The sequence below is a fragment of the Christiangramia oceanisediminis genome, assembly GCF_022570735.2.
Lineage (GTDB): Bacteria > Bacteroidota > Bacteroidia > Flavobacteriales > Flavobacteriaceae > Christiangramia > Christiangramia oceanisediminis.
This window is the reverse complement of the sequence record NZ_JANCNS010000003.1, coordinates 505,956-518,109: the sequence shown is the minus strand read 5'-3', so window position 1 is coordinate 518,109 and position 12,154 is coordinate 505,956. Positions and strand designations below refer to the sequence as shown.

General features: G+C 43.5%; 11 protein-coding genes. 4 read left to right on the top strand and 7 right to left on the bottom strand.

The window, feature by feature from the left end:
- Positions 1-56: 56 nt before the first annotated feature.
- A complete protein-coding gene (locus tag MKO06_RS15135) occupies positions 57-1,433 on the bottom strand; it encodes an amidohydrolase family protein (protein ID WP_241552108.1) in 1,377 nt (458 codons plus the stop codon).
- Between the two features lie 129 nt (positions 1,434-1,562).
- On the opposite strand from MKO06_RS15135, the gene MKO06_RS15130 reads away from it, so the two are divergent.
- From MKO06_RS15130 to MKO06_RS15120, 3 genes are all read left to right on the top strand, one after another.
- On the top strand, positions 1,563-3,194 hold the full coding sequence (locus MKO06_RS15130) for an amidohydrolase (RefSeq protein WP_241552107.1): 1,632 nt from the start codon (positions 1,563-1,565) through the stop codon (positions 3,192-3,194).
- Between the two features lie 36 nt (positions 3,195-3,230).
- On the top strand, positions 3,231-4,163 hold the full coding sequence (locus tag MKO06_RS15125; RefSeq protein ID WP_241552106.1) for a peptidylprolyl isomerase: 933 nt from the start codon (positions 3,231-3,233) through the stop codon (positions 4,161-4,163).
- Positions 4,164-4,228: 65 nt separating this feature from the next.
- Positions 4,229-4,774 carry a YfiT family bacillithiol transferase gene (locus MKO06_RS15120; RefSeq protein ID WP_241552105.1) on the top strand — a complete coding sequence of 182 codons (546 nt, stop codon included), beginning with the start codon at positions 4,229-4,231 and terminating at the stop codon, positions 4,772-4,774.
- 16 nt (positions 4,775-4,790) lie between these two features.
- Here MKO06_RS15120 and MKO06_RS15115 read toward each other — a convergent pair whose 3' ends face one another.
- Complete coding sequence (locus MKO06_RS15115; RefSeq protein ID WP_241552104.1) at positions 4,791-5,435, bottom strand: peroxiredoxin; 645 nt, start codon at positions 5,433-5,435, stop codon at positions 4,791-4,793.
- Positions 5,436-5,533: 98 nt separating this feature from the next.
- Entirely contained in the window at positions 5,534-6,091 is a 558-nt protein-coding gene (locus MKO06_RS15110) for a thioredoxin family protein (RefSeq protein ID WP_241552103.1), read from the bottom strand.
- Between the two features lie 75 nt (positions 6,092-6,166).
- Here MKO06_RS15110 and MKO06_RS15105 point away from each other — a divergent pair, with 75 nt between their 5' ends.
- Positions 6,167-6,505: a tRNA-binding protein gene (locus MKO06_RS15105; RefSeq protein ID WP_241552102.1), complete on the top strand. Its 339-nt coding sequence runs from the start codon at positions 6,167-6,169 to the stop codon at positions 6,503-6,505.
- Here the strand turns inward: MKO06_RS15105 and MKO06_RS15100 are convergent, their stop codons facing one another.
- From MKO06_RS15100 to MKO06_RS15085, 4 genes are all read right to left on the bottom strand, one after another.
- Entirely contained in the window at positions 6,506-7,213 is a 708-nt protein-coding gene (locus MKO06_RS15100; RefSeq protein ID WP_241552101.1) for a potassium channel family protein, read from the bottom strand.
- Between the two features lie 2 nt (positions 7,214-7,215).
- The gene (locus tag MKO06_RS15095) at positions 7,216-9,006 is read right to left on the bottom strand and encodes a TrkH family potassium uptake protein (RefSeq protein WP_241552100.1); all 1,791 of its coding nucleotides are present in this window, start codon (positions 9,004-9,006) and stop codon (positions 7,216-7,218) included.
- A gap of 151 nt (positions 9,007-9,157) precedes the next feature.
- Complete coding sequence (locus MKO06_RS15090) at positions 9,158-11,674, bottom strand: M14 family metallopeptidase (RefSeq protein WP_241552099.1); 2,517 nt, start codon at positions 11,672-11,674, stop codon at positions 9,158-9,160.
- 84 nt (positions 11,675-11,758) lie between these two features.
- Positions 11,759-12,145 (bottom strand): PUR family DNA/RNA-binding protein, encoded by a 387-nt coding sequence (locus MKO06_RS15085; RefSeq protein ID WP_241552098.1) that lies wholly within the window; start codon positions 12,143-12,145, stop codon positions 11,759-11,761.
- Positions 12,146-12,154: the final 9 nt, after the last annotated feature.

Below are 12,154 nucleotides of genomic sequence, written 5' to 3'. Positions count from 1 at the left end.
TTAAATAGATAAGCCCTCCAGTTGGAGGGCTTTTTTTATGGGTATGTTTTAAAAGATTAAGGTGTTTTTTTAGCTATTTCAGAGACCTTAAGAATTTTGTTTTTAGAAACTACTGCCTGGATAGATTCGAGATTTTCAATATTTTCCATCGGGTTTTCTGTGAGTATAAGTAGGTCTGCAATTCTACCTTTATCTACCCTTACATAGGAGTTTTGCAGGTCAAAGAATCTTGGACCATTCCTGATCGAGGTGAGCAATGCTTCCTGTGTTGTTAGGCCTGCTTCCACCAGTGCATTAAGTTCCTGGTGTAAGGATTCACCTGGGTAAACGTAAGAATTGTAAGGCCCGCAATCTGAACCTGCCAGGATCTTTATTCCGGAATCGTGCATAGGTTCGATCATTTTCTGAAAAACATCCTCAGTAAAATCCCGCATACTGGAGCCTGATTCTTTTGCCCTTTTGGCAGACATTATCCTGCCCTGGTAGGTTTCCTGAATCCCCGGCCCTATTAATTCAAGTAATTCATCCTGGCTGTGATCTGCATCGGCCAGTTCCTTCAGTACTTTTCCAATATGGAGTGTGGGCGTAACATAAAAGTCGGCCTGTGCCAGTTCATCGAAAACGACCTTGGCAACAGAATCATTATAAGTCCTGGCGAGTGGAATGATCATGGAATAGCCAGACTTTTCCTTTTCAATACTGTCTTTTTTGGCTGAAGCGGCTTTCATGACATAATACAGGTGCTCGGTTCCATCCAATCCAAACTTTACGGCTTCGGTCACATCTGCAGACATAGGCATATGCCCCGTAACTTTCAGGTTCCTTTTTTCAGCTTCCCTGATGATTTCATAATACATTTCCCGGCTAATACTTCCGTCGTAGATTTTGACAAAATCTGCATTCATGCTTTCCAGGGAATCCAGGGCCATCTGAACATCATTTTCAGAAGTTACAGGAATGGATCCGGGCCAGGCTGGGTTTTCACCGTCCAGTTTAGGACCTGAAGAAAAAATTCGCGGTCCGGAAAGTTCCCCGTTTTTGATTTGATCTTTCCATTTAAATACTTCTTCGCTAATATCCCCACCCGCATCGCGAACGGTGGTAACACCATATTTCAGAAATAGAGGTAATAGATCCTTGTTTTCAGATGCAAGGCTATCGCCTCCTCTAAAGTGAACATGATTATCCCAAAGGCCTGGCATTACGAAACCGCCCTGGGCATCATAGGTTTTATTTGCTTTAAAATCGTCCCTGTCACGCATGGTTTTTACGGCCACAATGGTATCATTCCGGATGGCGACAAATCTGTTTGCCCATTTTTTGTTCTCCTCTATGTCGAGTACCGTGGCATTTGTAATTAAAAGATCCACCTGTTCAGGATCGCTATTACAGGAGATCAAAGAAATTAAAAACAGGATAAAAATTCTTTTCATAGCTATGTTTTTCTGGATTCAGGAATATTACCTTAAGATTAATTCAGTTTAATGGAATTTTCACAGGCAATTTACATAAATGTGGCTAATCTTGTACAAATCACTATTTTTAGGCAAATTTTAAAAAAAATGAAGAAAATATTATCCCTGCTCCTTTTCAGCAGTATCCTGATAGGATGTGGTTCTCAAAAGGAAGAAGCCGATCTTTTAGTTTTTAATGCCACTGTTTATACCGTGGACAATGACTTTAGCATAGCCCAGGCATTTGCTGTTCAGGATGGCAAGTTCCTTGAAATAGGTTCTGTTGAATCGCTTCGGGAAAAATTCGAATTTACCGAGGAGATCGACGCTGAAGGAAATGCTGTTTATCCAGGGCTTATCGATGCCCACGCTCATTTCTACGGACTTGGGATGCAACAACAGCGTGTAGATGTTACCGGTACCCAAAGCTTCGAGGAAGTAGTGACGAAAGTGGTGGAATTTCAGCAAAAAAATGGAGTCGATTTCATCGTTGGACGGGGGTGGGACCAGAACGACTGGGAGATCAAGGAATTCCCGGTAAAGGATACGCTGGATCGCCTTTTTCCTGATACACCGGTAGCGCTAACCCGAATTGACGGTCATGCCATGCTGGTAAACCAGGCTGCCCTTGATGCCGCCGGAATTACTACTGAAACTGAATTTGATGGAGGAGATATCGAACAGAAGGATGGAAAGCTTACGGGGATCCTGGTAGACAACCCAATGATGCTGATTGAAAGGATCACAGAAGATGTAAATGTGGATGTGCAGGCTGAAGCTTTGAGAGATGCCCAGGAGATCTGTTTTAGTTACGGACTTACAACGGTCGACGATGCCGGACTGGACAGAACGGTTATCGAATTAATAGACAGCCTGAACAATAATGGTGACCTGAAGATCAGGCTGTACGCCATGGTGAGCAATACCAGGGAAAACCTTGATTACTACCTGGAAAAAGGACCATACAAGACAGACAGGCTGAATGTTCGTTCGGTCAAGTTCTATGGAGATGGAGCTCTTGGTTCCCGAGGTGCAGCCTTAAAAGAAGAATATACTGATAGAAAGAACCATTTTGGAGCCTTGCTTTCGCCGGTTTCAGAATTCAAAGCCACGGCAGAGCGCATTGCGAAATCTGAATTCCAGATGAACACTCATGCCATTGGTGACTCAGCCAATTACCTGGTCCTGAAAACCTATGATTCCCTGATAGGAAATTCAGAAGATAGAAGATGGAGAGTAGAGCATTCACAGGTGATCGCTCCGGAAGATTTTGATTATTTCAGCAAGAATATTATTCCTTCCGTTCAGCCAACCCATGCGACAAGCGATATGTACTGGGCTGAAGACAGGCTGGGTGAGGAACGTATCAAAGGCGCCTATGCGTTCAAAAAATTGCTTGACCAGGCAGAGATCGTGGCCCTGGGAACCGATTTCCCCGTAGAACAGGTGAACCCTTTCCTTACATTTTACGCGGCTGTGGACCGCCAGGATACCGAAAATTACCCGGAAGGCGGATTCATGAGAGAACAGGCTCTTAGCAGGGAGGAAACTTTAAAAGGAATGACCATCTGGGCGGCATATTCCAACTTCGAGGAAAACGAAAAAGGAAGTATAGAGCCCGGTAAATTTGCCGATTTTGTGATCCTTGATAGGGATATCATGGAGGTAGATATCGATAGCGTTCCAGATACCAAAGTGCTTCACACTTTTGTAGGTGGAGAGCAGGTCTATAAAGATTAAACTGGGTATCTTTGCATTTCAATAAAAATTAATAAAATGAACGACGGATTATATGCCAAATTCCATACTTCAAAAGGGGAGATCCTTGTAGAACTGGAATACGAAAAAACTCCTGGAACGGTGGGTAACTTTGTTGGTCTTGCCGAAGGGAAAATTGAGAACGATGCGAAAGCTAAGGGAGAGCCTTATTACGACGGGATCAAATTTCACCGAGTAATTCCTGATTTTATGATACAGGGAGGTGATCCGCAAGGCACCGGTGCCGGTGGTCCCGGGTATAATTTTGATGATGAGATTCATCCAGATCTAAAACATGATGCTCCTGGAAAACTTTCCATGGCCAATGCCGGTCCTGGAACTAACGGAAGTCAGTTCTTTATCACTCATGTGGAGACACCATGGCTGGATGGAAAACATACGGTCTTTGGAAATGTAGTTGAAGGCCAGGATGTGGTAGATAAGATCCAGCAGGGCGATCAAATCGAAAAGCTGGAGATCATCCGCGAAGGTGAAGCTGCAGAAAACTTCGAGGCTAAAAAAGCTTTTGAAGAATTCAATGCTGAAAAGGCAAAAAGAGAAGCTGAAGCTAAGGAAAGAGCAGAAGCAGAACTGGATAAACTGGCCGCCGGTTTTGAAAAGACCGACAGCGGACTGCGATATAAGATCATTCAAAAGGGAGATGGGAAAAAGGCTGAAAAAGGAAACAGCGTATCGGTTCATTACAAAGGTCAGCTGGCCGACGGGACCGTTTTCGATTCGTCCTATAAAAGAAATAAACCTCTGGAATTCCCAATTGGAGTAGGGCATGTGATCCCGGGTTGGGATGAAGGGATCCAGCTTTTACAGGTTGGAGATAAGGCGCGTATGGTAATTCCATCTCACCTTGCATACGGCGAGCGTGGCGCCGGAGGGGTGATACCGCCAAATGCAGTACTTATCTTCGATGTAGAATTGATGGATGTAAAGTAAAGTCATGAAAAAACCATAAATTAGAAACGTCCTGTAATACAGGGCGTTTTTTTATTTTCTTAACTATGACTTCAGAAGAACTAGATAAAATTAGATACCCAATAGGAAAATTCGAATTTCCTGATAATGTAACTGATTTCCAGGTTGAGCAATGGATCGATATTCTGGAAGAATTTCCAGGCAAACTCAACCGGCTTGTACGGCCATTAAGCTCGGTGCAGTTAAATACTCCATACAGGCTGCAGGGCTGGACCATCAGGCAACTGGTTCATCATATTGCAGATAGTCATACCAATGCCTTGTTACGATTTAAATGGACCTTAACCGAAAAGACTCCAACGATAAAAGCCTATGATCAAAATGCTTTTGCCCTGCTCGATGATAGCATCTGGGCTCCTGCAGAGCTTTCTCTGGACTTTCTAATGACGCTTCATGCTAAATGGGTCTTTCTCCTGGACCGGCTGGACCGGCCAAGCCTCGAGAAAGAGTTCCTGCATCCTGAAACCCGCGAAAAGGTAAAATTGATCTGGCTTCTGGGACATTATGCCTGGCATAGTCGGCATCATTATGCCCACATTGAAAATATATTAATTAAAAAAGGCTGGATTTGATCCAGCCTTTTTTAATTTATTTTTTTAGCTCCGGTTGAGGAGTCATTCTTAAATATGGTTTTAGTGTTTTATAACCTTTCGGGAACATTTTATCGGCATCCTCATTGCTCACCGATGGGCTAATCACTACCTCGTCACCATGCTTCCAGTTTGCCGGGGTCGCCACCTTGTTATAAGCGGTTAGTTGAAGTGAATCGATCACCCTCAGGATCTCGTCAAAATTCCTGCCGGTGCTGGCAGGGTAGGTGATCATAAGCTTGATGGACTTATCTGGCCCAATAACGAATACCGATCGTACCGTTAAGGTGTCATCGGCTTTTGGATGTATCATTCCGTACAGGTTGGAAACCTTTCGGTCCTCATCGGCGATAATGGGGAAATTCACGGTGGTGTTCTGGGTCTCGTTGATGTCTTTGATCCAATCCTTATGAGATTCGACTCCATCTACGCTAAGTGCCAGGACCTTGGCATCCCGTTTATCAAATTCCTTCTTATAATTTGCCACTGTTCCCAGCTCTGTGGTACATACCGGTGTATAGTCGGCCGGATGTGAAAATAACACGCCCCAGCTGTCTCCCAGATATTCGTAAAAATTGATCTTTCCTTCAGAGGTTTCCGCGTCGAAGTTGGGTGCCTTGTCTCCTAATTTTAACTCGCTCATAATCAATTGTTTTTTTGAAATTAGTAATAAACCTATTAAATCTATAGGAAAATAAATATAACCAAAAATGAAGCTTTAAAATCTAAGTTTAGGTTAAATTATTCTTTCCATTTAATGTTACAACCTATACTTGGCTTTTGCTGGGGGGAAACGGGCCTGTTGTTTAATATCGCATCCATGGCTTCCCGGAGGTCTCTTCCGCTGGGGTGAATGCCATTGCCGGGCCGGCTATCGTCCATCTGGCCCCGGTATACGAGTTTAAGATCTCCATCGAAAAGATAAAAATCCGGGGTGCAGGCCGCCTGGTAAGCCTTTGCTACTTCCTGGGTTCCGTCAAATAAGTACGGAAAGGAATACTGATGCTTTGCAGCGACTTCTTTCATTCTTTCCGGGCTATCCTGGGGATAGTTCACAATATCGTTACTACTAATGGCCGCCGAGCCAAATCCAAGTTCACGATAGTCGTTAGCAAGTCTTACGATCTCCTCGTTCACATGCTTTACGAATGGGCAGTGGTTACAGACGAACATGATTAGCGTTCCTCTTTCGCCTTTGATCTCATCCAGGCTTATAAGATGATCGGTGATGGTGTCCATCAGTTTGAAGTCGGGTGCCTTAGTCCCGAGATCCATCATATTTGAAGCAGTTCGTGCCATCTTTTTCTTAAAATTAAGTATAATGTCGCAATTAATAAGGATTATTCTCTAATTTGAGCTTCTTATTTTAAGCTTATGGAAGAGATCGACTGGAATCATTTTGAAAAGGTAGAAATGCGTGTAGGAACCATCATTGCGGCAGAACCTCTGGCCGAAGCAAAAAAGCCGGCTTTTAAACTTGAGATCGACTTTGGAGATGAAATAGGCAAGAAGCAATCATCTGCCCAGATCACGAGAAGATATACCCATGAAGAACTAGCAGGAAGACAGGTAATTGCAGTGATCAATTTTCCGGTAAAAAGGATCGCGGGATTCAAAAGCGAATGCCTGGTTCTTGGTGTGGTTGGAGAGGATAATGACGTAGTATTATTAAGTCCCGATCAAAAGGTAGAAAACGGATTACGTATTAGTTAATTATTTTCGTTCCTTGAATTTACGGTGTTCATCCAATAATTTTCTAATGTTGTCATTGCTTCCGTAGAGCACCATGATGTCATCTTTATATAGAACAGTATCTGCCTTTGCCACTCCCTGTACCGTTTTCCGGTCTTTTTCGGCTCCCATTTCATTGGTGTCGCCTTCAACACTCATTATTGCAAGGATGATTATATCGAACTCCTCATTAATAGCCAGCTCCTCGATGGTCTTGTCGTGGTATTCTTCCGGAATTTCAGTTTCGACTATGCTGTAATTACTATCAAGTTCAAAACTGTCTACGACTCCTTCCAGGTTTAATTTTTTCGCCCATCTTTCCGCAGCCTCCGCTTCAGGATGTATGACCTCGTTGATGCCCATCGCTTCCAGAACCGTTTTCTGCAGGGGATCTACCACCCGGTCAATAAGGTGCTTCACTTTCTTTTTCTTCATAAGGGCAGCCACCAGGATGTTGGCACCGGTATCTTCCCCTATTGCTATGATCACCGTATCTGCATCATTCAGGGGGAGATTTTCCACAGCATCGGGATCGGTTGCATCCAGGTTGATGGTATGCGTTAGTTTATCTTTAAGCGCATCGATACGGCTCATTTGGAGATCAACTCCTATCACTTCGTTTCCCATTTCGGAAAGTTTTTCAGCCAGAGCTGCTCCAAATTTTCCAAGTCCTATAATAATGTATTTCATAATTAATTGATTAGGATCTCATCCTGCGGATATCGATAATTCAAATGTCGTACCCGCCTCAGGATTGCGATCATGATGGTTAACATGCTCACCCTGCCTATAAACATACTGAAAATTAGCACCAGTTTGGAAGGGGCAGAAAGGGAGGCGGTTATTCCCGTGGTCAATCCTACCGTTCCGTAAGCTGAAAATGCCTCGAACGTAATGCTTTGTAAACTCATGTTCCTGTCAAAATAAGCAATAAGAAATATAGACAAACCTATAATGAGCATGGAAAGAGAGATAATGGCGAAAGCACGCCTGTTGGTCGCTTCAGAAATTTCCCGTTTAAAAACCTCGATCCTGTTCTTTCCCTGTGCGAGGCTAATAAAATTTAGAGTTGCAACCGCAATGGTACTGGTTTTGATCCCTCCTCCGGTTGAAACGGGAGAGGCCCCTATCCACATAAGCAGGATAATGAGCATAATGGTGCTAAAGTTCAGGGCACCGGTGTCTACGGTGTTGAATCCAGCTGTCCTGGGAGTCGTAGCACTAAAAAAGGAGGTGATCATTTTACCGTACCAGTTATGCTCAGCCAGGGTATTGTTATATTCCAGGAAATAGAATCCAAGACTTCCGCTAATTATCAGGATGCCGGTAGTAACAATTACGATACGGGTGTTCAGGTTGATGACCCAGGGAGAATGAATGGATCTTCGTTTTTTATTGAATTTAATGATATTGTTCCTCACCAGGTAGACCACATATTTATACAGGTTCAGCAGAATGGGAAAACCTATTCCCCCAAGAATGAACAGGACAGCGATCGTGAGATGTAACGGATAATTAAAACGGAAAGCAGGTTCATAAAGGCTGTTTTCCAGGGTGGAAAATCCGGCATTACAAAATCCGCTTACCGCATGAAAAATGGAAAAGAACAACTTGTCGCCAATTTCGGGGATAACATCTTTTTTTATACTGAAGAAAATCAAAGCGAAGCCTATCAATTCGGTGATGGCTGTTATAAAAACAATCTTTTTCAGCACGCTAATCACCTCGCCAATTTTTTCAGAATTTGTTACGTCCTTTAGCATGATCTGGTTTTCATAGGAAGTCTTTCCCCTGAAGAAATAACTGAAATAACTCGCGAAGGTCATTATTCCAAGACCGCCAAGCTGCATCAATACCAGGATGATGCTTTGACCGAACATGGTGAAATAGGAACCGGTGTCTACCACGATTAGGCCGGTCACACAAACCGCACTGGTTGCCGTAAAAAGCGCATCGAGTAAAGTGATACTCTCTGTGGAAGCGGTAGGCAGCATTAAAAGCCCGGTACCCATGAATATCATGGAGAGGAAACTGAAAATGAACAACTGGGCCGGGTTGAAAAGCGTGCGATCCAAGTTAAAATCATAACTGGCAAGTTCACGAATAAAAAACAGGAGTCCGGCCAGGTGAGCGAAACCTCGTTCTCCTGCCAGTTCCAGAACTGGTAGAAGATTATTGATGGCGGTGTCGTATCTCAGGTAGAATATTGCGGCTGCTATCCCAAAAGCTACATCGAGATTGCGCACCTTAAGCTGGAAGAGCTTCTGGAATCCAAAATATCTTACCAGGATGGAGACCGCAGCAATTGCAAGGCCAAACCTGTAGAAATCATTTAGCCAGAATTCTGCATTTTCAGGATGCCGGAACCCCAGGTCATAGAGGGAGAGCAAAACAAGAAGGAAACTAAACAGGAGCGAAGAGGTACTTAGATACCTTAAAAAACGCTCATTTTGTATCCATGATCTGAATCCTGAAAATTTCACCTAAATATTTTTAGCACTGCATGGCGAAGGGCCAAAAAAAATCCGGACAACCAAAGTTTCCGGATTTTTTCGTAGCAGCGTTTTGGTCTTATACAAAGTTATCCAAAATTGCCGCCAGACTGCTAAAATTACCTTAAACTATTGCTAAGGCTTACATTTCATTACCAAAAAATATGGCATTCATCAATAATTTATTAGTTCCATACCAGAATGCACGGAAATTTGTATTATCGGTAAACATGATCACCTCACCACGTCCAAGACTGGAGTGTTTAAAAGGTACCGTACTGGCGATGGAGTCAAGATTTGGCTTGCTAATATACCCGCTTAACAATGGTTTTTCGGTATACTGAATTGGGTTGTTGTAGCTTTGCTCATCGGCTTCTACAAAAAGCGTGGTGTTCCTGAACATCGCGATCTTGTCATCCTGGTACCCGAAAGCAATTGGGTGACTTCGATCCAGTTTGGCTTCGAAGATCGCACCACCAATTACCTGCGCACCTCTAAAATCTCCGCGCTCCCCAAAACTCACGTTTTTAGCGTTTACCTCGGTTTCCCTGGTTTTGAATTTGATAAAGTCGTTCTTCTTTAGCCAAGTAACTGCATTTCTGTAGCCAATAATAGTTCCACCTTCGCGTGTCCATTCCATCAGTTTTTTGGTGAGCCCACCGTCCAGTCCGCCGCCCCAGGAATTAGGTACGATAATGTCTGTATACTTACTAAGATCGGTTCTGTTAAGGTCGCGGATGTCCAGCTTGGTGATCTTCATATCATAGCGCTGGTCGAACAGGTGCCAGATCTCCCCGGCGTCATAAGAGGTGATGGATTCTCCTACAAGGAGCGCCACCTTTTGTGGTTCTACAGCACGAAACTGGTTGCTTCCCAGGTTAATGCCGCCCGTCATCCCTGTACTTATGGCGGTTATTTTCACCGCGCTCTCCTGCGAAATTTCTGAAAGGAACTGGTGAAGTTCAGACTGTGATAATTCCTGGTTCTGAACCGGTATCATGATGGTTCCGTGCCCATAGCTTGTATTGTCCAGTGTGAATTCTTCCATGGCTACCTTTGCACGAAGCCCTTTTTCCAGGATCTTATTCAAAGCTTTTGGAGCATAATAATCGCTCCAGCTCATTAAGTAGGCATATTCACTTTCCCCTGGAGCCGGCGGTACCGGTTTTTGAAGCTCTTCTATTTTGTTTCCGGCATTCTTAAGGGAAACATCTTCTGAAAAGTCAAGGTTAAAAGCCAACGGGAAGGTCCAGGCAGAAATATCGTAAAAAAGGCTATCCTGGAATTCTGTTCTTCTTTCGAACATGGCCTTGACCAGCCTGTGCTGTCTTTGATTTTTAGGCACGATATAAGCCGATCCTCTTTCGAAGCTTTTCCCGTTTTCTGAAAAGCCATCCTTAACTTCATGTACTTCTATCTGGTGTCTTTTAAGGATTTCTGCAAGCTTATATGCTTTTACGGGATCTTTAGAGCTTCCGAAGGCGTATGCGCCATTTTCGGCAGATTCCCTGGCGTTTTTAAAGAAATTGCGCTGGTAGTTCAGCAATTCGGTTCTCATGTTCTGCGCTGCTTCCAACGTAGAAAGCGCCGCGGTGAATTGATTGCGAATGGTGAACGGGAAGGTGAGTATCCCGTTATCGGTTTCCTGGGCATGACCCCTTGAGCTTCCCTGCTCGAAAAGGATTCCTACACTTCCGTTGATATCAGGAAAGGTAGAACCTTTTCCGTAGTAGAAATCATCGTAGTTCTCTTCGGTATAATAAAGTGAACCCAGTTCATCAAAAGCCCTGGCATGGTAAGTCCCTATTTCCTTAGTAAGGTCCTGGTTCTTTTGTGGAGTGAGCGGATGTGTTCTTGAAGGAATTCCAGGCTGGAAGAAAAAGGTGGAATTCGATCCCATTTCGTGATGATCGGTCAGGATATTTGGATACCATTTATGAAAAGTGGCAATTCTCGCCTGTGATTCGGGTAACTGAACTGGCAACCAGTCGCGGTTCATATCGAACCAGTAATGATTGGTCCTTCCTCCAGGCCAGATCTCGTTGTATTCCCGGTCCTGTGGATCGGGATTGATGTTCTTGCTTTTATTTGTATTTGCCCAGTATGCAAAACGCTGCAGCCCATCCGGGTTAAAAGAGGGATCCAGAAGGATCACCGTATTATCAAGTGTTTCTTCGATCTCCTCGCCCTGAGCAGCGGCCAGGTAATAGGTATATAATAGCGAAGCGTTGGAACCACTTGGCTCATTCCCGTGTATGGAAAAACCCTGATTGATCACCACTGGCATCTCTTCGGTATTTAAGGAACCCGAATTCTGTTCTACCAGGGCGACGTGATTTTTTCGTATCTCTTCAAGGTTGTTGAGGTTTTCTTCTGATGATATGGTAAGCAATACCAGGGGTCTTCCTTCATAGGTGAAGCCTCTGTTCTCGATCTGTATCCTAGGAGATACCTCGGCCAGCTTGTTCATATAGGTTAAAAGTCGGTCATGGCTTACGTGCCATTCTCCTGGTACAAAACCTATAACTTCCTGAGGTGTTGGGACTTCAGGATTGTAGGTTACATCATCGGGTAAATAATAATCCAGGCTTATGTCATCTTGCTGTGCCTGGAGCAAACTGATAAAAAAAAGGAAAAGTAAACTGCTAATCTTTCGCATGAGTAGAATTGATTTTAAGTGGCCCTAATATAAAAAAAACCGTCCTGATATGGGACGGTTAATTTTTAGTGATGCTTTGTAAGTTTATATATCGTCGAAACTTACATCTGTAAATTTTTCGGCGGTCGAGGTTTTTGGAGTCATGTCCTCCTCGCTATTATCATCATGTTCTTTTTTGAAATCCTTTTGATGGCGTTCGCTGATCACTTCCTCACCTTTTTCGTCGATGATATAGTTGGTCATCTCTTCAAGGATCTCTCTAAAACCTTCAAAATCTTCCTTATATAAATAGATCTTGTGTTTCTTGTAGTAGAAAGAACCATCATCATTGGTAAACTTCTTGCTTTCGGTAATCGTGAGGTAATAATCGTTGGCGCGAGTAGACCTTACATCGAAAAAATAAGTTCTTCTTCCCGCTCTTAAAACTTTAGAGAATATTTCTTCTTTCTCCATCATTCCCTTGTCGCTCATAAGTTAGAT